Source organism: Brevundimonas sp., assembly GCF_041648115.1.
Lineage (GTDB): Bacteria > Pseudomonadota > Alphaproteobacteria > Caulobacterales > Caulobacteraceae > Brevundimonas.
On the sequence record NZ_JBAZPR010000003.1, the window covers coordinates 180717 to 203098 of the forward strand.

Annotated in this window: 22 protein-coding genes, 3 tRNA genes and 1 other RNA gene; 12 read left to right on the forward strand and 14 right to left on the reverse strand. The window is 65.5% G+C overall.

Annotated features, from left to right (window positions below; genetic code table 11):
• Positions 1 to 3 precede the first annotated feature (3 nt).
• The gene (gene fumC, locus WC597_RS03885; protein WP_372691935.1) at positions 4 to 1395 is read right to left on the reverse strand and encodes a class II fumarate hydratase; all 1392 of its coding nucleotides are present in this window, start codon (positions 1393 to 1395) and stop codon (positions 4 to 6) included.
• A gap of 107 nt (positions 1396 to 1502) precedes the next feature.
• Here fumC and WC597_RS03890 point away from each other — a divergent pair, with 107 nt between their 5' ends.
• Positions 1503 to 1862, forward strand: coding sequence for a RusA family crossover junction endodeoxyribonuclease (locus tag WC597_RS03890; protein WP_372691936.1), 360 nt, complete (start codon positions 1503 to 1505; stop codon positions 1860 to 1862).
• A 6-nt stretch (positions 1863 to 1868) separates the two neighbouring features.
• Here WC597_RS03890 and WC597_RS03895 read toward each other — a convergent pair whose 3' ends face one another.
• Positions 1869 to 2342, reverse strand: coding sequence for an SspB family protein (locus WC597_RS03895; protein WP_372691937.1), 474 nt, complete (start codon positions 2340 to 2342; stop codon positions 1869 to 1871).
• Positions 2343 to 2503: 161 nt separating this feature from the next.
• Here WC597_RS03895 and WC597_RS03900 point away from each other — a divergent pair, with 161 nt between their 5' ends.
• Positions 2504 to 3595 (forward strand): exo-alpha-sialidase, encoded by a 1092-nt coding sequence (locus WC597_RS03900; protein WP_372691939.1) that lies wholly within the window; start codon positions 2504 to 2506, stop codon positions 3593 to 3595.
• Between the two features lie 7 nt (positions 3596 to 3602).
• On the opposite strand, the gene ssrA is transcribed toward WC597_RS03900, so the two are convergent.
• Both ssrA and miaA read right to left on the reverse strand, forming a co-directional pair.
• Positions 3603 to 3970: a transfer-messenger RNA gene (gene ssrA, locus WC597_RS03905) on the reverse strand.
• Between the two features lie 380 nt (positions 3971 to 4350).
• Complete coding sequence (gene miaA, locus WC597_RS03910; RefSeq protein ID WP_372691940.1) at positions 4351 to 5235, reverse strand: tRNA (adenosine(37)-N6)-dimethylallyltransferase MiaA; 885 nt, start codon at positions 5233 to 5235, stop codon at positions 4351 to 4353.
• A gap of 74 nt (positions 5236 to 5309) precedes the next feature.
• Between miaA and WC597_RS03915 the strand changes: the two genes are divergently transcribed.
• Positions 5310 to 6377 (forward strand): Mrp/NBP35 family ATP-binding protein, encoded by a 1068-nt coding sequence (locus WC597_RS03915; RefSeq protein ID WP_372691941.1) that lies wholly within the window; start codon positions 5310 to 5312, stop codon positions 6375 to 6377.
• 78 nt (positions 6378 to 6455) lie between these two features.
• Complete coding sequence (locus WC597_RS03920; RefSeq protein ID WP_372691942.1) at positions 6456 to 7553, forward strand: NADH:flavin oxidoreductase; 1098 nt, start codon at positions 6456 to 6458, stop codon at positions 7551 to 7553.
• Positions 7554 to 7591: 38 nt separating this feature from the next.
• Here WC597_RS03920 and WC597_RS03925 read toward each other — a convergent pair whose 3' ends face one another.
• Together WC597_RS03925 and WC597_RS03930 are read right to left on the reverse strand one after the other, a co-directional pair.
• Positions 7592 to 7912: a YbjQ family protein gene (locus tag WC597_RS03925; protein ID WP_372691943.1), complete on the reverse strand. Its 321-nt coding sequence runs from the start codon at positions 7910 to 7912 to the stop codon at positions 7592 to 7594.
• 9 nt (positions 7913 to 7921) lie between these two features.
• The gene (locus WC597_RS03930; RefSeq protein ID WP_372691944.1) at positions 7922 to 8449 is read right to left on the reverse strand and encodes a dihydrofolate reductase; all 528 of its coding nucleotides are present in this window, start codon (positions 8447 to 8449) and stop codon (positions 7922 to 7924) included.
• A gap of 57 nt (positions 8450 to 8506) precedes the next feature.
• Here WC597_RS03930 and WC597_RS03935 point away from each other — a divergent pair, with 57 nt between their 5' ends.
• Positions 8507 to 9091 (forward strand): hypothetical protein, encoded by a 585-nt coding sequence (locus tag WC597_RS03935; RefSeq protein WP_372691945.1) that lies wholly within the window; start codon positions 8507 to 8509, stop codon positions 9089 to 9091.
• On the opposite strand, the gene WC597_RS03940 is transcribed toward WC597_RS03935, so the two are convergent.
• The 4 genes from WC597_RS03940 to WC597_RS03955 form a co-directional block, all read right to left on the reverse strand.
• The gene (locus WC597_RS03940; protein ID WP_372691946.1) at positions 9088 to 9393 is read right to left on the reverse strand and encodes a phosphoribosyl-ATP pyrophosphohydrolase; all 306 of its coding nucleotides are present in this window, start codon (positions 9391 to 9393) and stop codon (positions 9088 to 9090) included. The genes WC597_RS03935 and WC597_RS03940 overlap by 4 nt on opposite strands.
• Positions 9394 to 9397: 4 nt before the next feature.
• Positions 9398 to 10261, reverse strand: a complete 864-nt coding sequence (locus WC597_RS03945) for an alpha/beta hydrolase family protein (protein WP_372691947.1) — start codon at positions 10259 to 10261, stop codon at positions 9398 to 9400.
• Positions 10262 to 10286: 25 nt separating this feature from the next.
• Entirely contained in the window at positions 10287 to 11144 is an 858-nt protein-coding gene (locus tag WC597_RS03950) for a thymidylate synthase (RefSeq protein WP_372692046.1), read from the reverse strand.
• A gap of 751 nt (positions 11145 to 11895) precedes the next feature.
• On the reverse strand, positions 11896 to 12438 hold the full coding sequence (locus tag WC597_RS03955) for a DUF924 family protein (protein WP_372691948.1): 543 nt from the start codon (positions 12436 to 12438) through the stop codon (positions 11896 to 11898).
• Between WC597_RS03955 and ilvC the strand changes: the two genes are divergently transcribed.
• The gene (gene ilvC, locus WC597_RS03960; RefSeq protein ID WP_372691949.1) at positions 12437 to 13471 is read left to right on the forward strand and encodes a ketol-acid reductoisomerase; all 1035 of its coding nucleotides are present in this window, start codon (positions 12437 to 12439) and stop codon (positions 13469 to 13471) included. The genes WC597_RS03955 and ilvC overlap by 2 nt on opposite strands.
• A gap of 65 nt (positions 13472 to 13536) precedes the next feature.
• Here ilvC and WC597_RS03965 read toward each other — a convergent pair.
• Positions 13537 to 13613 (reverse strand) — tRNA-Pro (locus WC597_RS03965).
• Positions 13614 to 13814: 201 nt separating this feature from the next.
• Between WC597_RS03965 and WC597_RS03970 the strand changes: the two genes are divergently transcribed.
• The 4 genes from WC597_RS03970 to WC597_RS03985 all read left to right on the forward strand — a co-directional run bounded on the left by WC597_RS03970 (position 13815) and on the right by WC597_RS03985 (position 15095).
• Positions 13815 to 13888 (forward strand) — tRNA-Gln (locus WC597_RS03970).
• A 125-nt stretch (positions 13889 to 14013) separates the two neighbouring features.
• A complete protein-coding gene (locus WC597_RS03975) occupies positions 14014 to 14529 on the forward strand; it encodes a Dps family protein (protein WP_372691950.1) in 516 nt (171 codons plus the stop codon).
• Positions 14530 to 14598: 69 nt separating this feature from the next.
• A complete protein-coding gene (locus tag WC597_RS03980) occupies positions 14599 to 14961 on the forward strand; it encodes a hypothetical protein (RefSeq protein ID WP_372691951.1) in 363 nt (120 codons plus the stop codon).
• Positions 14962 to 15010: 49 nt separating this feature from the next.
• Positions 15011 to 15095 (forward strand) — tRNA-Leu (locus WC597_RS03985).
• An 80-nt stretch (positions 15096 to 15175) separates the two neighbouring features.
• Here the strand turns inward: WC597_RS03985 and WC597_RS03990 are convergent.
• On the reverse strand, positions 15176 to 16750 hold the full coding sequence (locus tag WC597_RS03990; RefSeq protein ID WP_372691953.1) for an amino acid permease: 1575 nt from the start codon (positions 16748 to 16750) through the stop codon (positions 15176 to 15178).
• Between the two features lie 145 nt (positions 16751 to 16895).
• Between WC597_RS03990 and hrpB the strand changes: the two genes are divergently transcribed.
• Together hrpB and WC597_RS04000 are read left to right on the forward strand one after the other, a co-directional pair.
• The gene (gene hrpB / locus WC597_RS03995) at positions 16896 to 19322 is read left to right on the forward strand and encodes an ATP-dependent helicase HrpB (protein WP_372691954.1); all 2427 of its coding nucleotides are present in this window, start codon (positions 16896 to 16898) and stop codon (positions 19320 to 19322) included.
• Between the two features lie 57 nt (positions 19323 to 19379).
• Positions 19380 to 20660 (forward strand): MFS transporter, encoded by a 1281-nt coding sequence (locus WC597_RS04000; protein WP_372691956.1) that lies wholly within the window; start codon positions 19380 to 19382, stop codon positions 20658 to 20660.
• Here WC597_RS04000 and WC597_RS04005 read toward each other — a convergent pair.
• Both WC597_RS04005 and WC597_RS04010 read right to left on the reverse strand, forming a co-directional pair.
• A complete protein-coding gene (locus WC597_RS04005) occupies positions 20657 to 21466 on the reverse strand; it encodes a TrmH family RNA methyltransferase (protein ID WP_372691957.1) in 810 nt (269 codons plus the stop codon). The genes WC597_RS04000 and WC597_RS04005 overlap by 4 nt on opposite strands.
• Positions 21463 to 22374 (reverse strand): class I SAM-dependent methyltransferase, encoded by a 912-nt coding sequence (locus WC597_RS04010; protein ID WP_372691958.1) that lies wholly within the window; start codon positions 22372 to 22374, stop codon positions 21463 to 21465. Before WC597_RS04010 ends, WC597_RS04005 begins: the two co-directional genes overlap by 4 nt.
• Positions 22375 to 22382: the final 8 nt, after the last annotated feature.

Sequence of the window (22382 nt, forward strand, 5' to 3'; positions counted from 1 at the left end):
ATGTCAGCCCGGCGAGATCATCTTCTCGGGCCGCACCGCCTCGTCGAACTCGGCGTCGGTCAGATAGCCGCCGCCGACGGCTTCCTCGCGCAGGGTGGTGCCGTTCTTGTGCGCGGTCTTGGCGATCTTGGCGCAGAGATCATAGCCCAACTTGCCGTTCAGGGCCGTGACCAGCATCAGCGAGTTGTTCAAGCCGCGCGCGATATTGTCTTCGCGGGCCTCGATGCCGACGACGCAGTTGTCGGTGAAGCTGATCGCCGCGTCGGCGACCAGGCGCACCGACTGCAGGAAGTTGTAGGCCATCACCGGGTTATAGACGTTCAGCTCGAAATGGCCCTGCGAACCGGCGAAGGTGATGGCGGCGTTGTTGCCGAACACCTGGACGCAGACCTGGGTCAGGGCCTCGCACTGGGTCGGGTTGACCTTGCCCGGCATGATCGACGAGCCCGGCTCGTTCTCCGGCAGAGCCAGTTCGCCCAGGCCAGAACGCGGGCCGGAGCCCAGGAAGCGGATGTCGTTGGCGATCTTGAACAGCGAGGCGGCGACCGTGTTGATCGCGCCGTGACTGAAGACCATGGCGTCGTGCGCTGCAAGGGCTTCGAACTTGTTCGGCGCGGTCGTGAAGGGCAGGCCTGTGATCTCGGCGATCTGGGCCGCGACCTTTTCCGCGAACCCGACGGGGGCGTTCAGGCCGGTGCCGACGGCGGTGCCGCCCTGGGCCAATTCCATCAGCTTGGGCAGGGTTTGTTCGATGCGCTCGATGCCGTTGGCGACCTGTTGGGCATAGCCGCCGAACTCCTGGCCCAGCGTCAGGGGCGTGGCGTCCTGGGTGTGGGTGCGGCCGATCTTGATGATGTGAGCCCAGGCCTTGGCCTTGGCGTCCAGGGCGGCGTGCAGGTGCTTCAAGGCAGGGATCAGGTCGTTGACCACCTGTTCGGCGCAGGCCACGTGCATGGCCGTCGGATAGGTGTCGTTCGACGACTGGCTCATGTTGACGTGGTCGTTGGGGTGGACAGGCTTCTTGGAGCCGATCTCGCCGCCCAGGATCTCGATGGCGCGGTTCGAGATGACCTCGTTGGCGTTCATGTTCGATTGGGTGCCCGAACCCGTCTGCCAGACGACCAGGGGGAAGTGGTCGTTCAGCTTGCCCTCGATGACCTCGTTGGCGGCCTTGACGATGGCGTCGGTCAGGGCCGGGTCCAGCTTGCCTAGGTCGCGGTTGGTCTCGGCGGCCGCCCGCTTGACTATGCCCAGAGCGCGCACGATCGGCAGGGGCTGCTTCTCCCAGCCGATCTTGAAGTTACCCAGCGACCGTTGCGCCTGGGCGCCCCAGTAGCGATCGGCGGCGACTTCGATGGGGCCGAAGGTGTCGGTCTCTGTGCGGACGTTGCTCATGCGCGGAATCTCGTCTCTCAGGCGTGGCGATGGGTTGCGCGGGGGTGTAGCACGGTCGTCATGCAGGGCAAGAAGAGCGCGGACATCCTCACACCGGCAGGCGTCGCATGACCGCCGGCTGGATCGGAACCGGCAAGGTCCGGGCGCGCGAGGATGGCGACGCCGTCGAGATCGTCATCGACGGCCTGACCACCCAGGCCAAATACTACAAACCGCTGGTCTATGAGTTTATGCGAAAGGAATGGCGCGCCGCGCGGCCGTCCTGGGGCGACCATGTCGTGGAGATCCGCATGGAGCATGTCGGCGAGCCGCCGTGGATGGATCTCGACAACCTGGCCAAGGCCCTGCTTGATTCCATCAAGTGCTATCTGTTCCACGACGACGCTCAGGTCGCGCGGCTTCTGGTCGAACGGCGCGAGGGCGAGCGGGAGCGGATCACGATCCGCTCCTATCCTCGCAAGGACTGAGGGCGGTTATTTCTTGCGGAACTGGTCCAGCGACACGACCTTGGGCCCGTCCGAGATTGGCGACGGATCCTGAGGCGGGGTCGGCTCTTCCTCGATCTCTTCCAGAAGCTGCGGGTCCTCGAACTGCAGCAGGAACTGCACGCTGGGGTCATAGAACCGTGTGACCGCCGAATAGGGGATCACCAGGCTCTTGGGCATGCCGCCGAAGCGAAGCTTGACCGAAAAACGTTCGGGCTCGACGCGGAGGTCGTCGTACTGATGCTGCAGCACGACCGTCATCTCTTCGGGGTATTTCGCCAGGATGTCGGGCGCGACGCTGACGCCCACGGCGCGGGTCTTGAAGGTGATGTAGAAGTGATGCGCGCCGGGCAGACCTTCGGCCAGCACCCGTTCCAGCGCCGCGCGCAGGACGCCGCGCAGCGCCTCGTGCGCCAGGCGCTCATATTGCATCTCATCGACCGGAGGGGCCTGGTCGCTCATCGTCACCTCGCAACAGAGCGCGACTGATAGCGGGCCAAGCGTCCCGGCGAAAGATGCGAGGACGCTAAACCGCATCCCATTATTCGACTATCGGCGCCATTGTGCCGTTCGGCGAGGCGGCATGCCCCGCTTCATGGGTTGAGAGGGGCGGACTTATGGATGTGACCCGACGATTCCTGGGCATAGGTGCGGGGGCGGTTCTGGCGTCGCCCGGCGTTGCGGCTGCGGCGATTTGCGCCCCGCGCGATGCGATCCTGTCGTCCGGTTTCATCTATGACGACGCGCCCTATCCTCAGGCCCACGCCTCGACCGTGGTACAGGTTGCCGACGACGCCATTGCGGCCGCCTGGTTTGGCGGGACGCACGAGAAACATCCCGACGTCTGCATCTGGTTCGCACGAATGGATGGCGGGATCTGGGGCCAGCCGATCCAGGTGGCCGATGGTGTGCAAGCCGACGGCATGCGCCACCCGACCTGGAACCCGGTGCTGTTCCAATCACCGGGTGGGCCGCTGATCCTGTTCTACAAGGTGGGACCCGATCCGTTCTCGTGGTGGGGCATGGTGGTCGAATCGCAGGATGGCGGCCGGACGTGGTCCATGCCGCGACGGCTGCCCGACGGCGTGTTGGGGCCGATCAAGAACAAGCCGGTCGTCATGGCCGACGGCGCCTGGATTTCGCCGTCCAGCACGGAGGCGGGCGAGGGTATGGGCAGCCATGTCGGGGCGAACTGGCGGCTGCATTTCGAGATCAGCCGTGATGAAGGTCGAACCTGGAGCCTGACCGATCCGGTCGAATCGCCGCTGAACATCGACGCCATCCAGCCCAGCGTGCTGCTGCATGAAGGCGGGCGGCTTCAAGCGGTAGCTCGCACGCGGCAAGGCGCGTTGGCTTCGACCTGGTCGCGAGATGGCTGCCGAACCTGGAGCCCGCTCGGCGCCATCGACCTGCCTAATCCCAACTCTGGAACGGACGCGGTCACGCTGAAGGACGGACGTCATCTGCTGATTTACAATCATGCCGCCCATGCGCCCGAGACGCCAGGAAAGGGACCGCGCTGGCCGCTGAACCTCGCTCTCTCTGATGACGGCGTAGCCTGGCGCAATGTTCTGACGCTTGAGACGGAGCCTGTTCAGGCTGGCTATGCCTATCCCGCGATCATCCAGGCGGCGGACGGCCGCGTTCACGCGACATGGACGCATGACCGCCGACGCATAAGCCACGCGGTGATCGATCCGTCGAAACTGGAATAGGAAGGAAAGCGCCGGGATTCTGTTGCCAGGCTCCCGACAGGCCCCGCCCAAGGATCTGAACCCCTAGGACTTAAGATTCGAAATCACCCGAACCGCATTACGCGGCGAGAGCGACTTCTCCAGCGAAGTTATCGTTCGCAGTTAGAAAATGGCCCGATACGGTGGGCCAGGACGAGCGAAAGCAATCCTCTTTACACGTCCGTCGATGCTAGTCGGCCCCATGCTGCCTCCGCCGATAACGCGGGGAGAAAGTTGGTGGAGCCGCCGGGAATCGCACCCGGGTCCGGTCCGCTTATTACAAGCGCGTTTATCGCTATAGTCCGGCCGAAACCGGACAGGACCAATATAGGCCCTAACGCGACGTGTTCCAAGAGTGAGCTACATATAACGGGGGTTAAAAGCCACGACCCGGCATACCGACTCCGCCCTGGCCGTTGCCGGCTGCGCCCGCGCTGACGGCCCGATCCAAGCGGTCGCTTTCCGTTCTGCTGGCGGCGCGGCGCTCATCCCGCTCTGCGACAGTCATGCAGATTCGACGACGGCGATTGGTGCCCACGACAGGTTCGCTTTGGCAAACTAGGCGTGAAGAATCGTCCCGCTGGTCTCGCTGACGGTCTACATTAACTGGAGCGATCTCTGTTGCCGTTTGCGACTGAGAAGGCGATGGAGACGATGCCTGGAGAACTGCAGAAAGAACCAATGCGCTTACAAACATGCTTTTCCCTCTTTCAAAAATGGCACCGATTTAAAAACTCTTACACGGATTGAAAGGCAATATTCCAGCCTTGAGTCTGATTTCTGAACCAGGTCAGTTGTCGTTTTGCGTAGTTACGCGTCGATTGCTTCAATGCATCCGTTGCGGCTTCTAACGAAGCCGATCCATTAAGGTAGGAGGCGATCTCCCGCACACCCACCGCCTTCATGATGGGCAGTGTCGGGTCGATATTGCGCTCGATCAACGCCCAGACCTCTTCGATCGCGCCGCCCAAGAGCATTTGTTCCACGCGAATATCGCATTGCTCATAAAGACGGCGGCGGTCGATCTCCACGACATGGCCTTTCCATTGTCGGTCGCCCAACACTGGACGGGTTTGAGATTTCCATTTTGACAGGGATTTTCCGGTCGCGGCAAAAACGCTCGCCGCTCGGATCAATCTTTGACGGTCTCCCCGTTCGATGTTTTGCGCAGCAAGCAAATCTATCTCGGCCAGACGTGCCCGAAACGCGCTTTCGCCTTGGCTAAGATACTCCGCCTCCGCACTATCACGAATGATCTTTGGGACGGAGGGGATGTCAGCGAGGCCTTTGGTCAGGGCCATGAAGTAGAGGCCTGTCCCTCCAACCAATATGAACTGTCTTTCCCGCATTTGTGGGGCGTCGAGCAGATCGATCACTGACCTCGACCATTTGCCGACCGACCAGGCTTCGGCGGCGTCGGCGACTCCATACAGCCGATGGTCGGCCAGGGCTTCGTCCTCGGCGGATGGCCGCGCAGTCAGTATCCGCAGATCGGCGTAGAGTTGCTGGCTGTCGGCGTTGATGATCACAGCGCCGGTTGCACGCGCCATCTTCAGCGCGAGCGCTGACTTTCCCGAGGCGGTCGGGCCGGCGATCAGGATGATTGAGGGCGGTTGGGACAAATCGTGGCTCGCGGGACGGGTTCGAGGGCGATAGAACGCGCGCATCATCGCCTGCAAGTCTTCTGGAGACCGCCTTGGTCGAACGCACCGCCGTCCTCGCCGCCCTGGACACCGTCATCGACCCGGTTTCCGGCCAGGGGTTGGTTGCCGCCGGTCTGGTCCAAGGACTGGTGGTGGCCGATGACCGTGCGGGTTTCGCGCTTGAGGTCGATCGCAGCCAGGCCGCGGCCTATGCGCCCGTTCGTGACGCGGCGGAGGCGGCGCTGAAGGCCATTCCCGGCATGGCGCGCGTCTCCGTCATCCTGACCGCCGAGACCAAGCCCGCTGCTGCGCCACGCACGGCGGGCCTGTCCAAGGCTGCGGTCGATCAGGGCCGCGCCAAGGCCCCGGTCCCGACCGATCGTCCGGCCCATGTGCGCCGTGTCTTGGCCGTCGCCAGCGGAAAGGGCGGGGTGGGCAAGTCCACCGTCGCCGTGAATCTGGCGGCTGCGCTTGCGGCGCGCGGCCTGTCTGTCGGCATTCTCGACGCCGATGTCTATGGGCCGTCGCTGCCGACCATGCTGGGGATCAGTGGCCAGCCGGCCTATGAGGACGGGGCCATCGTGCCGCACGTCGCCCACGGACTGAAGGCCATGTCTGTTGGCCTGCTGACCAAGATGGACGACGCCATGATCTGGCGTGGACCGATGGCGTCGCAGGCTATCACACAGATGCTGACCCAGACTCGCTGGGGCACGGCCGAGGCGCCGCTGGACGTGCTGGTTGTCGATCTACCGCCGGGGACCGGGGACGTGCAACTAACCCTGATCCAGAAGACGCCGCTGGACGGGGCCGTCATCGTTTCCACTCCGCAAGAGGTGGCGCTGGCCGACGCTCGCCGCGCCCATACGCTGTTCCAGCGCGTCAATGTGCCGACGCTGGGCCTGATCGAGAACATGAGCGGGCCTGTCTTCGGTCAGGGCGGGGCAAAGGCCGAGGCCGAGCGTCTGGCTATTCCGTTCCTGGGCGATCTGCCGCTGAACGCCGCTCTGCGCGAGGGCGGCGACGCGGGGCGTCCGCCCGTCGCCGCCGATCCGTCGGGAGATATCGCCGCACTATTCGACGTCATCGCTGGCCGTATCGCCGCTGCTCTCGACCTTTAGAAAATATCTACGAGGGCGGGGTTTTCAAACGCAACCCTATTCGCCACCTTGGGTCTTACCGATACCCAAGGAGATCCTATGAGCGTCGACGCCCTGTTCAGCCCTTTCACAATCAAGGGCCTGACCCTGCCCAACCGCATCGTCATGGCGCCGATGACGCGGTCCTTCTCGCCGAACGGCATCCCGACATCCGATGTCGCAGCGTACTATCGCCGTCGCGCAGAGGGCGGCGTCGGCCTGATCGTGACCGAGGGTACGGTTGTCGAACGGCCGGCGGCGCGTAACGACGCCGCAGTGCCGGTCTTTCATGGCGAAGCCCTGCCGGAGTGGAAATCCGTGGTGGATGAGGTTCATGCCGCCGGCGGCCTGATCGCGCCGCAAATCTGGCACGTGGGATCGGCGCGCGGACGCGGCGACGACTGGACCCCGCTGGGCAAGGTCGACAGCCCTTCCGGCATGACCGCGCCGGGCAAGGCCAAGTTCGAGCCGATGACCGAAGAGGACGTCGCCGACACCATCGCCGCCTTCGGCCGCTCGGCCCGCGCCGCCCGTGAACTGGGCTTCGACGCCGTCGAGATTCACGGCGCCCACGGCTATCTGATCGATCAGTTCTTCTGGGGCGGCCTGAACGCCCGCGGAGACCGCTGGGGCGGCCCGACCATCGCCGACCGCGCCCGTTTCGGCGCCGAGGTCGTCAAGGCGGTGCGCGAGGGTGTCGGCGACGACATCCCCGTCATCCTGCGCCTGTCGCAGTGGAAGCTGCAGGATTACACCGCCCGCATCGCCGAGACGCCTGACCAGATGGTCGAATGGCTGACGCCGCTGTCGGACGCCGGGGTCGATGTCTTCCACTGTTCGCAGCGTCGCTTCTGGGAACCGGAGTTCGAGGGATCGGACCTGAATTTCGCCGGCTGGACCAAGAAGCTGATGGGCAAGCCGACCATCACCGTAGGCTCGGTTGGTCTAGACGGCGAGTTCATCGCGGCCTTCGGCGGAGAAGGCTCCAAGCCCGCTTCGCTGGACGGCCTGATGCGTCGTCTGGAGAACGAGGAGTTCGACCTGGTCGCCGTGGGCCGCGCGCTTCTTGCCGACCCGCATTGGGTGGCCAAGGTCCGCGACGGCCGCTCAGACGAGCTGCGGAATTTCGAGCGGTCGGACCTGATGACCCTGTCCTGAGACGTGAGGTGGTCGAGCTGGTTCGGTCTCTTCGAAGATCAGACCGGCTCGACGATCACGCCCGTACCGTAGCACAGCACCTCGGTCACGCCCGGCATGATCTCGGTGGCGTCGTAGCGCACGGCCAGGATGGCGTTGGCGCCGTGCGCTTCTGCATGTTTGACCAGTTCGTCATAGGCTTCCTGGCGCCCGGCCTCGGCCAGTTTCACATAGGCGCCGACGCGGCCGCCCAGCATCGACTGGACCCCGCCGATGGCGTCGGAGATGGCATTGCGCGAGCGCACCGTCACGCCGCGCACCAGGCCGATATGGCGGGTGACGCGAAAGCCGGGAAGGTCGTTGGTGGTCGTGACGTACATCTGTCTCTCCTAGCGGCGTTCCAGCACGCGAAAGGTGAAGGCGTGATCGTCCTTCTCGCCCGCCGGGTACGATTCCGACGATACCTCGACCCATGCGGTTTCGTCGAATGCAGGAAAAATGGCGTCGCCATCGGGCGAGGCATCGACCTCGGTGATGTAGAGGCGTCTGGCGCGGGGCAGGGCGGCCTCGAACAGGGCCGTGCCGCCGATGACGCAGATTTCGTCCACGCCGTCCTCTTCGGCGGTCTCGCGCCCGATCTCGATGGCTTCGTCCAAGGTGGCGCAGACCAGGGCGCCCTTGGACATGCCGTCGGTTTCGTAGGATTCGTCCCGCGTCAGCACCATGTTGAGCCGGCCGGGCAGGGGCTTGAGCGGCAGGCTCTCCCAAGTCTTGCGGCCCATCAGGCAGGGCTTGCCCACGGTGATGGCCTTGAACCGCTGCAGGTCCGAGCGCAGTCGCCAGGGCAGATCGCCGTCGCGGCCGATGACGCCGTTGCGACCACGCGCGACGACCAGAGAAATGATGGGCTGGGGCAAGAACCTTGACCGTATCGATGCGTTGAGGTGGCCCAACCCATGAACGCGAGCCCCCTCATGAGCAAGTACATCCCCGCCATCGTCGTCGGTTTCCTCGTCGCAGTCGTCGTCAGCGGCGGTCTGGCGTTCTTTTTCTCATCCGCAGGCGCGGACGCCGGCTATCTGCCGATGATGGTCGGGGCCTTCCTGGGTATATTCACGGCCTACATCATGGCCAATCTGGCGGGCACCAAGCTAGGCAAGGCGGCGACGCCGGAGCAGAAGCAGGCGGTTCTGGAGGCACGGCCCGAACCGGGACAGGCGCTGCTGATCGTTTATCGCGAAGGCTTCGTGGGCAAGGCGGCGGGCATGGACCTGTCGGTGGATGATCGGTTCGTGGCCCAGTTGAAGAGCCCGCGCTTCACAGCCATTTCGGTCTCGCCAGGCGGCCACCAGCTGTCAATGGCGTTCGGCGGCCTGGCCGGCAAGCAGAACAAGCCGACGCTTGAGGGCTTCATCGCCGCGCCCGGCGACGTGATCGCCTTCCGCGCCACCATGCAGATGGGCATGATGAAGAACCGGATCGTGGTCGAACGCATCGAGAGCGACGAGGCCCTGCTCCAGCGCCTGAAGCCGATGATCATGATCGCGCCGGAGGTTTAGGCTACAGTCTGAGGCTCCAGCCACTTCAGCCATTTGCGCTGCATGGCCTGGTCCAGATCGACCCCGGCCCGAGCGCAATAGATCAGCAGCATGCCCAGTATGTCCGCCGCCTCGTCGCCCAGCGCCTGGGCGTCGGGCGCACCCCGCCCGCGGTTGGTCAGGCGCAGATGCTCGGCCGTCAGCTCACCCAGCTCTTCCTGAAGTTTCAGCAGCGCCCAATCCCGGTCGCGGTCGATGTCGTGTTCGGCGGCATAGATGTCGGAGATGCGCAGGACAGAGACGGTGAGGTCTTTCAGGTCCATGTCTTCAACGCCGCTCCACCGTCACGCCGTCAGCGGCGAAGGTCTGGAGCCGCGCGCGAGCGGCGGCGTCGTTCAGGGCATAGGCGTCGAGAAAATCCTCGGTCGCGCGAACGATCTGATCGAAACGCTCGCCGTCCGCCGTTCCGGGCAGTTGATGATCCGCCCCGGCGAAGATCATCAGGGTCTTGTCTCCGGCAGGGCTGGCGTCGAAGGCGGTGCGATGATCTCGCCAGTCGTCAGCGAAACCCGGAACCAGATCCCGGTCGCCGGTGATCATCAGCAGCGGACCGTCGAGGGTGCGATAGGTGTCGGGCGTCACGACGTTGGGGATGTTCCCGGCCGAGGAAAAAGCGATCACGCCCTTCACCGCCGGATCGCCCATGGGGCCGGCGACAGTCACGGCCCCGCCCTCGATCAAGGACATCAGGGAGCCGAAGGAATGGCCTGCCACGATCAGGGGTTTGTCAGGATGCGTGCGCGCAGCCTCAGTACGAGCGACGCCGAGATCGACCAGGCGCGTCACGAAGGCGACCTGGCCCGTCGCGTCGCGATTGGGGTGTTTTTGAGAATCGACATGCAGTGGGGCGATGACGGTGAAGCCATGTTGCGCCCACGCCGACAACAAGCGCCGGTAGGCTTCGGGCGCGCCGCCGAAACCATGGCTGAAGACGACGACGCCGCGTTCATCTGGCGCGGTCCAGACATCCAGCAGTACGGCGCGGCCGTCCGATGCGGGAACAGACAGGCGAGTCGAGGCGATCGCCGTCGTCTGCTGGCCTGGGGCGACCTGAAGCGCCGCGGCGGGCGTGATGGGCGCGGCCAGAAGTAGGAGACTGGCCAGTCCGGCAAGAACAGGGCGAATCGACATCGACGACTCCGAGATCAGAAGGGTGTCAGACCGCGACCTGAGCCTTGATGTGCGGCCAGGCTTCGTAACCGTCGAGCGTGAAGTCGGACAGGTCGAAGGCGAACAGGTCGGTCTTGGGAGCGATGTGCATGACGGGCAGCGCCAGGGGCTCGCGCGTCAGCTGAAGCTCGGCCTGTTCCAGGTGGTTCAGATAAAGGTGGGCGTCGCCGAAGGTGTGGACGAAGTCGCCGGGCTCCAGCCCCACGACCTGGGCCAGCATCATGGTCAGCAGGGCGTAGGAGGCGATGTTGAACGGCACGCCCAGGAAGACGTCGGCGCTGCGCTGATACAGCTGGCAGCTCAGCTTGCCGTCCGCGACGAAGAACTGGAACAGGCAGTGACAGGGCGGCAGGGCCATGTCGTCGACGTCGGCCGGGTTCCAGGCGGTGACGATGTGGCGGCGGCTGTTGGGGTTGGTCTTCAGCCCGTGGACCAGTTTCTCGATCTGGTCGATGACGCGGCCGTCGGGGGCTGTCCACGAGCGCCACTGTTTGCCATAGACCGGACCCAGCTCGCCGTCGGCGTCGGCCCATTCGTCCCAGATGCGGACGCCGTTGTCCTTCAGGTAGGCGATATTGGTCTCGCCGCGCAGGAACCACAGCAGTTCCACGATGATCGAGCGCAGGTGCAGCTTCTTGGTCGTCAGGACCGGGAAGCCCTTGGACAGGTCGAACCGCATCTGGCGGCCGAAGACGCCCAGGGTGCCGGTGCCCGTGCGGTCGTCCCGACGCACGCCATTGTCCAGGATATCGCGCAGCAGGTTCAGATACTGCCGCTCGGGATGATCGGCGGGCGCGGCGGCGATGCGGGCCTGAACGTCGGCCTGAAGCGTGGCGTGGATCATCTGAACGGTCATGGCTTCAAGGTGCCTCAGAATTCGATTCGGGGTCGCGGCAAATCGGCGTCGTCCACAGGAATTGATTCGCTCGGACACGGGTGATCGGCCTCGCGCTTTCGCAGCGAAGTTGATGGAGGGCTGGGCGGAGCGCCGGGCCTTCGCCCGGAATGTGATTAGAGATTACCGTTTCGACGAAGGGTTGACGCTCCGCGCGGGTGGTTGGCCTGCAAGCTCGGGGCGTCGAGCGGTGGCGGTCTTATCGCCTAACCCCATAAGCCTGCGACGGGTCGGCAGGGTCTGCGAAACCCCGTCCCGAGTGCGATCGAGTATCCCCCTCGACCCTCCGACACCGCTCCATGAGTCGATGTCAGCGCGAGCCGTTTCAGACCCGCTCCCGTTCCATCCGCTCCCGCCGCCGCAAGGTCGCAGGCCAAGCGAGCCCTCCATGCGACGGGACGGGTGTAGAATACGCCCGTTTCGGCGGGGGGATGGGAGAAGGGGGACATAAATCGGCAAGCGATTGGATTCGCTGCGAATGGACCAGCGTCATTGTGCGGGTTGGCGAGCGTTTCTCCCTCCCCTTCATGGGGAGGGGCGGCGAAGCAGAGCGTAGCCGGGGTGGGGACGTGTGAAGCGGTTCGCCCGCTCTTACGGCCCCACCCGGATCGCTGCGCGATCGTCCCTCCCCATGAAGGGGAGGGAGAGGCGCTTGTGGGGCTTCAAGCTCCTCCACCGCTTGTAGGAGGAGACGGTGAGGTCAGCCGCCGAAACCGCCTTCGTCGAGGAAGGCCTGTTCCTCTGTCGTCGTCTTGCGGCCCAAGGCGGCGTTGCGGTGGGGGAAGCGGCCGAAGCGGACGATGATGTCGCGGTGGAGCTTGCCCCATTTCTCCAGCTCTTCGTCGCCGGCGATCAGGGTCATGTAGCGGTTCTGATCCTCGATCCGTTCGGAGTGTTCGAAGGGCAGCAGGAGGAAGTTCTTCAGCTCGGGTTCGACCTGAAGATGGAGGTCGCGCGCCACGGCCTGATTGGCGAACATCAGGGCCAGGGGGTCGGTGGCGAACTGATGCGCCGTGCCGCGGAAACTGTTCCTGGGATACTGATCCAGCATAATCAGCAGGGCCAGGGCGCCTTGCGGCGTCGCCATCCAGTCGTCCAGTTCGCGGCGCGCCGCCGCCCAGTGGACCGCGCGGCCATGGTCGCGGAAGTCGGTGTCGAACGCCTCATCCTTGGCGAACCACTTTTCGGGACCGGCCTCTTTCCAGAAGGCGACGACGGAGGAAGGGGTTATGAAGACGGCCATGAGCCAGACCTTATCCAATCCGCTGCCCGTCTTCCATGACCGCGACTGCGACCTTTCGATCATTCGCGGCAAGCGCGTCGCCATGATCGGTTACGGCAGCCAGGGACGCACCCATGCGTTGAACCTGCGCGATTCGGGCGTGACCCACATCGTCGTGGGACTCAAGGCGGGGTCGAAAACGCGTGAGGTTGCGCATGCGGACGGGTTCGAGGTGATGACGGCCGCCGAGGCCGCCGCAGGCGCCGACGTGATCGCCGTCATGACCTCGGACGAGGCGCATCGCGATCTGTGGCGCGACGAGCTGGAGCCGAACGTGCGGCCGGGGGCGGCCCTGGTGTTCGCGCACGGCCTGTCGGTGCGGTTCGGCCTGGTTCAGCCGCGCGCCGATCTGGACGTCATCCTGGCGTCGCCCAAGGGGATCGGGCCGCGCATCCGCGACCTGTATGAGGCGGGGGAGGGGGTTTTCTGCCTGTTCGGAGTGCATCAGGACGCGACAGGCGGCGCCCATGCCCTGGGCCTGTCCTATGCAGCGGCGCTGGGGTGCGGGCGCAAGGGCATCCTGGAAACGACGATGCGCGACGAGTGCGAGAGCGACCTGTTCGGGGAACAGGTGGTGCTGTGCGGGGGGATCGCCGAACTGATCGATTCGGCCTTCATGAAGCTGGTGGACGCCGGTTATCCGCCCGAAGTGGCCTGGTTCGAGTGTTTCTACGAGACCAAGCTGGTGACCGATCTGATGTATGAACGGGGCATCGCCGGGGCCTTCGCCAAGATTTCCAACACCGCAGAATACGGCGCCTACCTGACCGGGCCGCGCATCATCAACACTGCGTCGCGCGAGGCGATGGATCAGGTACTGGCCGAGGTTCAGTGCGGGGATTTCGTGAGACGGCTGATGGCCGATTACGACGCCGGCTCGCCGGACCTGTTGGCACGGCGCAAGGCGCTGGGGCTGCGGACGATCGAATCGGTGGGGGCGCATCTGAACGCCGTGGCGCGCCAGGCGATGGAGACGGCGGCGAACGACGATTGAAGCGATCAGCCGTCGCGGCGGGTGAAAACCCGCCGTCGCGTCGTCGATGTCTTGAAAAGAGAAGATGGTCGGAGTGAGAGGATTCGAACCTCCGACCCCTGCGTCCCGAACGCAGTGCTCTACCAGGCTGAGCCACACTCCGACCGTGGGGGCTGGCCTGGCGGCGTCGCCCCGAAGTGAGGACGCGGCTTATAGCCATGGGTTCAGGAGGCCGCAAGCGCCCATTTCACCCCATCTTCGCGGCGTGTGAAAATAGTCCTGAAAGAGGGTGTTGCATCCCAAAACAGCTTGGCGTATCTGACCGCCTCCGCCGCACAGAGTGCTTCGGAAACGCCGGTCCTGCTGGGGAATGGTGTAATGGTAACACTACGGTTTTTGGTACCGTCATTCTAGGTTCGAGTCCTAGTTCCCCAGCCATCGGCCGACAAAGGTCGGCGCCGCCGAACCACTTCACAGCTTCAGCATTATGATCTGCACCAGGGCTTCCGTTCGGACGCCCGGCTGCCTAGCTTGACTGCAGAGTGCTGCTGAGGAGAACGACGATGGTCACCGCCCGTGAAAAACGCCTGGCGCCGCTGAGAACGCCGACCAGCCTGTCGGAGGAGGCGACGCGCGATATTTCCGCCGCGTTGACCACGCTGCTGGCCGATACGTTCGCCCTCTACATCAAGACCAAGAACTTCCACTGGCACGTGTCGGGGCCGCATTTCCGCGACTATCACCTGATGCTGGACGAGCAGTCGGCGGAAATCCTGGCCATGACCGATCCGATGGCCGAGCGGGCGCGCAAGATCGGGGGCACGACGCTGCGTTCCATCGGTCAGATCGCCAGGGAGTCGCGCGTGTTGGACAATGACGCCGACTATGTCGATCCGCTCGACATGCTGGCCGAGCTTCGCGATGACACCGGCGAACTGATCGGCCGAATGCGCGAGGTTCACGATCTGTGCGACGAACATAACGACATCGCCACCGCCAGCCTGCTGGAGAACTGGATCGACGAGAGCGAGAAGCGCGTCTGGTTCCTGTTCGAATCGGGACGGCGCGGCAACGGCTGAGGAACCGCAGCGCTCGCGCCGTCTTATGTATCATCGATAGTCCATTCGCAGACGGCGCAGGAGAGGCGTGTGAAGCAGGGAGCGGTGATCTGCGGATTGGCGATGGCCAGCGCCCTTGCGGCCTCGCCTGCGTCGGCGGACATGTCCAAAGCGTTTGGAAACACGATCGTCTCCCACTATCCGAACGGACAGTGGGTCAGGCATTATTTCGAGCCGGACGGGCGCTATACGTCGCAGTTCTCTGACGGGCGGCGGCTGAGCGCGCGCTGGTCGGCCGAGGGAGACAAGATCTGCCTGAGCGGCTTCAGCCCGCGTCAGATCCTGCCGCGCTTCTGCAGCCGGATGATCGTGGCCGATATCGGCGATACCTGGCTGGCGCGCGATCCGCTGGGGCGGTCCATTCGCAACGAACTGGTCGCCGGGCGTCGCTGAGCCCCTTGCCCTGATCGCCGTCACCCTCTAGAGGCGACGGCCTGCCCATGCGGATGTGGCGGAACTGGTAGACGCACTAGATTTAGGTTCTAGCGCCGAGAGGCGTGGAGGTTCGAGTCCTCTCATCCGCACCAAAGCAAAAAGGCCCCGGATCGCTCCGGGGCCTTTCTTCTTTTTTGGCCTACCGCCCTTTGGGCTACTTGAGGCCGTTAGTTTAGCGGATCGGCGGAACGGGCGGCGGCGGTGCGTCGCTGTCGGTCTCGTGGACCTCGATCAGGCCGCGACCCAGATGGCTCTTGCGATAGCCATACAGGAAGTAGATCACCAGGCCGATGCCGCCCCAGATCGGCAGCACCATCTTGGCGTCGTGCGGCAGGTTCCAGAACAGGAAGGCGCAGCCGAAGGCCGACAGGGGCGCGAAAACCCAGATCAGCGGCGTGCGGAACGGACGCTTGCGGTTCGGTTCCTTGACCCGAAGAATCAGCACGGCCAGCGACACCATGAAGAAGGCGAACAAGGTGCCGGAGTTCGAGATGTCCGCAAGCTGACCGACAGGGAACAGGGCGCCGGCGATAGCCACCGCGACGCCGGTGCAGGCCGTCACGATATAGGGCGTCTTCCACTTGGGGTGAATCTTGGTCAGGCCTTCAGGCAGCAGGCCGTCACGCGCCATCACGAAGAAGATGCGGGTCTGGCCGTAGATCATCATCAGGATGACCGAGGGCAGGGCCAAGAGAGCAGCAGTGCCCAGGGCGTTGCCGATCTGCGGATGGCCGATCACGCGCAGGACGTGGGCCAGGGCTTCGTTGGAGCAGACCAGCGCCTCGCTGTTGGACGGCAAGGCGCAGGCGGCGACGAAGGCGGGCGAGCCGGGTTGGACGGCTTCGCCGGCCGCGCCGAGCACCGGCTGGGCGCCGATGGCGCCAGCTGCACCCAGGGCGACCAGCAGATAGAAGATGGTGCAGATGGCCAGCGAGCCGATCAGGCCGATCGGCACGTTGCGTTGCGGGTTCTTGGTTTCTTCGGCCGCCGTCGAAACGGCGTCGAAGCCGACATAGGCGAAGAAGATCGAGGCGGCGGCGCCGACGATGCCCATGCCCGAATAGGCGCCGAACAGGCCGTTGGGCGCGAACGGCGACAGGTTGGCCGACTTGATGACCGGCAGGGTGATGACGATGAAGACGGTCAGGGCCGCGACCTTGATCAGGACAAGGACGGCGTTGACGCGCGCCGATTCCGTGGTCCCAAGCATCAGCAGGCCGGTGACCAGCAGGGCCACGACGATGGCCGGGATGTTGACGATCCCCGCCGAGAAGTCGGGCGTGGGGATGAAGCCGTTCATGGCCCAGGTCGGTCCGGCGGACAGAAGGTCAGGGAAGTTGAACCCCAGCCCCTGTTCTATCAGCCCCAGGACATAGCCGGACCAGCCGACCGACACGGCGGCGGCGGCGACAGCATATTCCAGGATCAGCGCCCAGCCGACCGTCCAGGCCAGCAGTTCGCCCATCACGGCGTAGGTATAGGTGTAGGCCGAGCCCGAGACCGGGGCCATAGCGGCCAGTTCGGAATAACAGAGCGCCGCGACAGCGCAGACGGCGCCGGCGATGACGAAGCTGACCATCATGCCCGGGCCGGCTTTTTGCGAAGCCGCAGCCGTCAGGACGAAGATCCCGGTGCCGATAATGGCCCCGATCCCCAGAAGCGTCAGTTGAATAGGACCAAGCGACCGATGAAGCGATTTCTTCTCGGCCGTGGCTAGGATCGCGTCGAGCGACTTAACGCGCCACATAAAATACCCCCACGGTTTGATGCAGCCCCTCGGCTGCTTGGGGCGGACGCTAGCGACGGATGAGGCGGCGCGCAACGCGCATGACGAGGGGGTTAAGGCGTGACGACGCTTTCGTGATCAGTGTGCATCGGGCTAGAGGCGGGGCATGCTGCCCATCCACACCGTTCTGGAACCGCTGAAAGCCGTCCTGTCGCAAAGCAATACGGCGGTGCTGGCCGCGCCGCCGGGGGCCGGCAAGACGACGGTCGTGCCCCTGGCCCTGCTCGACCAGCCTTGGCTGGAGGGCAAGGTGCTGGTGCTGGAGCCGCGACGCCTGGCCGCACGGGCGGCGGCCGACCGGATGGCCAGGACGCTGGGCCAACAGGCGGGTGAGACCGTGGGGTATCGCACCCGGTTGCAGAGCAGCATCGGGCCGAAGACGCGGATCGAGGTGATCACCGAGGGCGTCTTCACGCGCATGATTCTGGACGATCCGGGTCTGGAGGGCGTGGGAGCGGTTCTGTTCGACGAGTTTCACGAACGCAGCCTGGACGCCGACCTGGGGCTGGCGCTGGCGCGCGAGACGCAAGGCCTGTTGCGCGAAGATCTGCGTTTGCTGGTCATGTCGGCGACGCTGGATGTGGTGGGGGTGTCGCGACTGCTTGACGGTGCGCCTGTCATCGAGGCCGAGGGGCGGGCCTGGCCGGTCGAGACTCGGTATCTGGGCCGCAATCCGTCCGAACGGTTCGAAGAGGCCGTGGCGCGGGCCTGTCTGACGGCGCTGGGCGAGCAGACGGGGTCGATGCTGGTCTTCCTGCCGGGGCAGGGCGAGATCCACCGGGTCGCGCGGATCGTAAACGACCGGCTGCGACTGCCGAACGTCGATGTCGTGCCTCTGTATGGCGGGCTGGACCGGGCCGAGCAGGACCGGGCCATCGAACCGGCGACGCCGGGACGGCGCAAGCTGGTGCTGGCGACCGCGGTTGCGGAAACCAGCCTGACCATCAAGGGCGTGCGGGTGGTGATCGACGGCGGCCTGTCGCGGGTTCCGCGCTTCGAGCCGTCCAGTGGCCTGACCCGGCTGGCGACGGTCAAAGTCAGTCGCTCCTCGGCCGAACAAAGACGCGGCCGCGCCGGACGCACCGAGCCGGGCGTCTGCTATCGCCTGTGGGACGAGGAACAGACGCGCGGTCTGGTCCCGCATCAGCGCCCGGAAATCCAGGAGGCGGACCTGACCGGCCTGGCGCTGGACCTGGCGCGATGGGGCGCGCGGTCGGTCGAGGGGCTGGCGCTGCTGGACCCGCCGCCGGCCGGGGCCATGGCCGAAGCGCGCAAGGTGCTGATGCGACTGGGGGCGCTGGATGCGGACGGGGGGCTGTCGAAACATGGGCTGCGGCTGACGCGGATTCCGCTGTCGCCGAGGCTGGCCCATATGGTGGCCGTGGCGTCGGACGGGGGCGATGCGATGACGGGCGCGCGGATCGCGGCGGTGCTGAGCGAGCCGGGCTTGGGCGGATCGGGCGTGGATCTGGCGGATCGGCTGATCGGGCTGGAGCGGGATCGGTCACAAAGAGCGCGCGACGCGATGAAGCTGGCGGATCGTTGGGCGCGCGCGGCGGGCGGTGGGGCGGGCCAGAGGATCGATCCGGGGCTGCTGCTGGCCGAGGCCTTTCCCGAGCGGATCGCCAGGGCGCGGGGCAAGGCGGGCGAACTGTTGCTGGCCAGCGGACGCGGGGCGGTGCTGGAGGCGACGGATCACCTGGCACGGGAACCCTGGCTGGCGGTGGCGGAACTGGGTGGCGGCGACGCGCGCGACCGGGTGCGACTGGCGGCGGCGCTGGATGCAGATCGGATCGAGACCGACCTGGCGCGGCTGATCTCGGTCGAGGACCGGCTGGTGCGCGAGCCGTCGGGGCGTTCGGTGATCCGCCGGTCGCGGCGCATCGGGGCCATCGTGCTGGATGAAAAGATCGTGGGCGCGCCGGATGCGAAGACCTTGACCACCGCCCTTCGAGCCGAGGTCGAGGCGGACGGGCTGGGCGCGCTGAAATGGGGCGAGCAGGCGTCTGGTCTGCGCGCACGGCTGGCCTTTCTGCATGATCGCGACCCAGTCTGGCCCGATGTTTCGGACGCGGCTTTGCTGGCGGCGCGCGAGGACTGGCTGTGGCCCTTGCTGGAAGGGGCCAAGTCGCTGCAGGAGATAGCTGACGGTCGGCTGGCTGAGGCTCTACGCGGACTGATCTCTTGGGATTTGCAAAGGCGTCTGGACGAACTCGCGCCCACGCGTCTGGTCACGCCGCTGGGGTCGGCCGCCATCGATTACGGCGCCGAGGGCGGGCCGCGCGTCGACATTCGCGTGCAGGAGCTGTTCGGCGTGAAGACGCATCCGACCGTCGGTGGCGTGCCGTTGACCCTGGCCCTGCTGTCGCCGGCGCGACGGCCCGTGCAGGTGACGAAGGACTTGCCGCGCTTCTGGGCCGGTTCCTGGGCGGCGGTGCGGGCCGAGATGCGGGGGCGCTATCCACGTCACCCCTGGCCCGAGAACCCGGCCGAGGCGCAACCGACGAACCGGGTGAAGCCGCGCGGGACCTGATCGCCTTGACGCGACGGCAGGGAAACGGGCATCGCTGAGGGCAACTGGGAGCCTACGATGTCCGACGCCGTCCTGCCGAAGAACTCCACCGGTCGCGTGCTGTTCGCCAGCCTTATCGGCACGACGATCGAGTTCTTCGACTTCTACATCTACGCCACCGCCGCCGTGCTGGTGTTTCCGGTGCTGTTCTTCCCCGGCGAAGATCCGGGCACGGCGCTGTTGTCGTCGTTCGCCACCTTCTCCATCGCCTTCTTCGCGCGGCCCATCGGGGCCCTGGCCTTCGGGCATTTCGGGGACCGGGTCGGGCGCAAGGCGACGTTGGTCGTGGCCCTGATGACCATGGGCCTGTCGACCGTGGCGATCGGCCTGTTGCCGACGCACCAGCAGGTCGGTCTGTTGGCGCCCCTGCTGCTCGCCTTGTGCCGGTTCGGCCAGGGGTTGGGCCTGGGTGGCGAATGGGGCGGGGCCGTGTTGCTGGCGACCGAGAATGCGCCGCCGGGAAAGAAGGCCTGGTTCGGCATGTTCCCCCAGTTGGGCGCGCCTATTGGCTTCATCCTGTCGACGACATCCTTCATCGTCCTGACCTCGACCATGAGCGAGAGCGCATTCGAGGCCTGGGGCTGGCGCATTCCGTTCCTGGCCAGCGCCATCCTGGTGTTCGTGGGTCTGTGGGTGCGACTGAAGATCACCGAGACGCCCGAGTTCCAGAAGGCCGTGGATCGCGACGAGCGGGTCAAGGCGCCGGCCGTGACCCTGTTCGCCCATCACAAGGCCGCGCTGGTGCTGGGCACGTTCAGCGGAGTGACGACCTTCACCCTGTTCTATCTGATGACGGTGTTCGCCCTTGGCTGGGCGACGACGGGGATGGGGCTGGCGCGGGCCGATGTTCTGCCGATCCAGTTGATCGGCGTGCTGTTCTTCGCCGCATGCATTCCGGTGACGGCGCTGCTGGCCGACCGATACGGTCAGGTGAAGGTGCTGATCTGGTCGTCGGTGGGGATCGGCCTGTTCGGCTTTTTGTTCGCGTCTTTGTTCGGAGGCGGGCTGACCGGCTTGCTGATCTTCTTTGCGCTGGGGTTCGCCCTGATGGGCTGCACCTATGGCCCCATCGGCGCGGCCATGGCGCGGCCGTTCCCGACAGCGGTGCGCTATACCGGCGCGTCTATGGCCTTCAATCTGGCGGGCATTCTGGGGGCGTCGCTGGCGCCCTATATCGCGCTGAAGCTGGCGGAGCGGTTCGGGCCGGGGGCCGTGGGCGGCTATCTGGTGATTTCGGCCCTGGTCACCATCGTCGCCCTGTGGGGCATGGGGCGTGTGGCGCCCGAAGAGAAACGCTAGGTTTCGTCGGTCGCGGCATAGACCATGATGCCGGTGGCTATGGCCAGGTTCAGGCTGTCGGCCCGGCCGCGCATCGGGATCTTGACGTTGACGTCGCACGCGGCCGCCAGATCATCGGTCAGGCCGGCCTGTTCATTGCCCATCAGGATCAGCGACGGCTGTTTCATGACCGCCGAGCGGTGGCTGACCTTGGCGTCCAGGCGGGTGCCGACGACGCTGCCGGGCCAAGTCTGACGCCAGGCCAGGAAGGCCTCGGGCGTGGTCTTGGTGATCGAGACGGCGAAGACCGAGCCCATCGTGGCGCGCACGGCCTCGACCGAATAGGGATCGACGCAGTCGCCGATCAGGATGACCCCGCCGCAACCGGCCGCGTCCGCCGTGCGGATAATGGTGCCCAGATTGCCCGGATCGCGCACCTGCTCAAGCGCGACCCAGCAGGGGGCGGAGGCGGGGTTAAGGCTGTCCAGAGGGGCATAGGCCTGTTCGAACACGCCGAGCACGGTCTGCGGATTGTCGCGGCGGCTGATCTTTTCCAGGATGGCGTGGGTGACGACGACGATGTCGCCGCCGGCCTTGATCGTTTCGGACTTGGCGCGGTCCAGCAGGGGGTGGGGGCGGGCGTCTTCGCCGACCAGCAGCATTTTGGGCGAGCGGCCCTGGTCCAGCGCCTCGCCGATGAACTTCAGACCCTCGGCCAGGAAGGTCCCGGTCAGATCGCGTTCCTTGCGCATGTGCAGGGCGCGGACGCCCTTGACCGTGTCGTTGGTCAGGGAGGTGATGACGCGATAGGCGTCTTGGGCGCTCATTTGCTCCACCGCGCGAAGAAGGACAGGCCGATGGCGCGGGCGTCCGGGCCGTCTTCCGACAAGGCCAATTCGCCCCAGTCGATCCGGCCGCCTCGACCTTCAGTCGCCTCGACCATCAGGTGCGCCAGGGACAGGCCCGAAACGCGCGCCGCATAGGCGTTCAGCAACAGGAAGTCGGCGTCGTCGGCCAACAGGGCGACGCAATCCTTCAACAGGGCCGGCATGTCCTCGAACAGGCGCCAGACTTCGCCCGTCGGGCCGCGACCGTATTTGGGCGGGTCCAGAATGATGCCGTCATATTTCGATCCGCGCCGAACCTCGCGGGCGACGTATTTGCGCGCGTCCTCGACGATCCAGCGGATCGGATGCTGGGCCAGGCCCGACTGTTCGGCGTTCTCGCGGGCGTAGGCGACCGACTTCTTGGAGGCGTCGACGTGGGTGACCTCGGCGCCGGCTGCGGCGGCGGCCAGGCTGGCGACGCCGGTGTAGCCGAAGAGGTTCAGGATCTTCGGCGCCCGGCCGGCTGTGCGCTCGAAGTCGCGCACGCGATTGTCCAGCCATTCCCAGTTGGCGGCCTGTTCAGGGAAGAAGGCCAGGTGGCGGAAGGGGGTAAAGCGGCCGGTGAACTTCACGTCGCGCCATTTCAGAGGGAAGGCGTCGATGGGGCCGTGTTGGTCGAACTTCCAGCGGCCGGAATCTTCCTCCTCCTGCTGGGGGTCGAAGGTCGCTGTGGCGTTTTCGAAGGCCGCTGGATCGCGCGGGGACCAGAAACATTGCGGTTCGGGCCTGACCACAGTGTAACGGCCGTAGCGTTCCAGCTTCTTGCCGTCGCCGGAATCCAGCAGGGCGTAGTCGGACCAGCCGGAGGTCACGAGCGTTTCGGGAGTTTTTGAAAGGACGGGCGCCATCGTCGGGC

Excerpts from the sequence above, each read along its gene's own strand:
- fumC (WP_372691935.1), bottom strand. The coding sequence starts at position 1,395 with ATGAGCAACGTCCGCACAGAGACCGACACCTTCGGCCCCATCGAAGTC.
- WC597_RS03890 (WP_372691936.1), top strand. The coding sequence starts at position 1,503 with ATGACCGCCGGCTGGATCGGAACCGGCAAGGTCCGGGCGCGCGAGGAT.
- WC597_RS03895 (WP_372691937.1), bottom strand. The coding sequence starts at position 2,342 with ATGAGCGACCAGGCCCCTCCGGTCGATGAGATGCAATATGAGCGCCTG.
- WC597_RS03920 (WP_372691942.1), top strand. The coding sequence starts at position 6,456 with ATGAGCGTCGACGCCCTGTTCAGCCCTTTCACAATCAAGGGCCTGACC.
- WC597_RS03925 (WP_372691943.1), bottom strand. The coding sequence starts at position 7,912 with ATGTACGTCACGACCACCAACGACCTTCCCGGCTTTCGCGTCACCCGC.
- WC597_RS03935 (WP_372691945.1), top strand. The coding sequence starts at position 8,507 with ATGAGCAAGTACATCCCCGCCATCGTCGTCGGTTTCCTCGTCGCAGTC.
- WC597_RS03940 (WP_372691946.1), bottom strand. The coding sequence starts at position 9,393 with ATGGACCTGAAAGACCTCACCGTCTCTGTCCTGCGCATCTCCGACATC.
- WC597_RS03945 (WP_372691947.1), bottom strand. The coding sequence starts at position 10,261 with ATGTCGATTCGCCCTGTTCTTGCCGGACTGGCCAGTCTCCTACTTCTG.
- WC597_RS03950 (WP_372692046.1), bottom strand. The coding sequence starts at position 11,144 with ATGATCCACGCCACGCTTCAGGCCGACGTTCAGGCCCGCATCGCCGCC.
- ilvC (WP_372691949.1), top strand. The coding sequence starts at position 12,437 with ATGAGCCAGACCTTATCCAATCCGCTGCCCGTCTTCCATGACCGCGAC.
- WC597_RS03955 (WP_372691948.1), bottom strand. The coding sequence starts at position 12,438 with ATGGCCGTCTTCATAACCCCTTCCTCCGTCGTCGCCTTCTGGAAAGAG.
- WC597_RS03975 (WP_372691950.1), top strand. The coding sequence starts at position 14,014 with ATGGTCACCGCCCGTGAAAAACGCCTGGCGCCGCTGAGAACGCCGACC.
- WC597_RS03990 (WP_372691953.1), bottom strand. The coding sequence starts at position 16,750 with ATGTGGCGCGTTAAGTCGCTCGACGCGATCCTAGCCACGGCCGAGAAG.
- hrpB (WP_372691954.1), top strand. The coding sequence starts at position 16,896 with ATGCTGCCCATCCACACCGTTCTGGAACCGCTGAAAGCCGTCCTGTCG.
- WC597_RS04000 (WP_372691956.1), top strand. The coding sequence starts at position 19,380 with ATGTCCGACGCCGTCCTGCCGAAGAACTCCACCGGTCGCGTGCTGTTC.
- WC597_RS04005 (WP_372691957.1), bottom strand. The coding sequence starts at position 21,466 with ATGAGCGCCCAAGACGCCTATCGCGTCATCACCTCCCTGACCAACGAC.
- WC597_RS04010 (WP_372691958.1), bottom strand. The coding sequence starts at position 22,374 with ATGGCGCCCGTCCTTTCAAAAACTCCCGAAACGCTCGTGACCTCCGGC.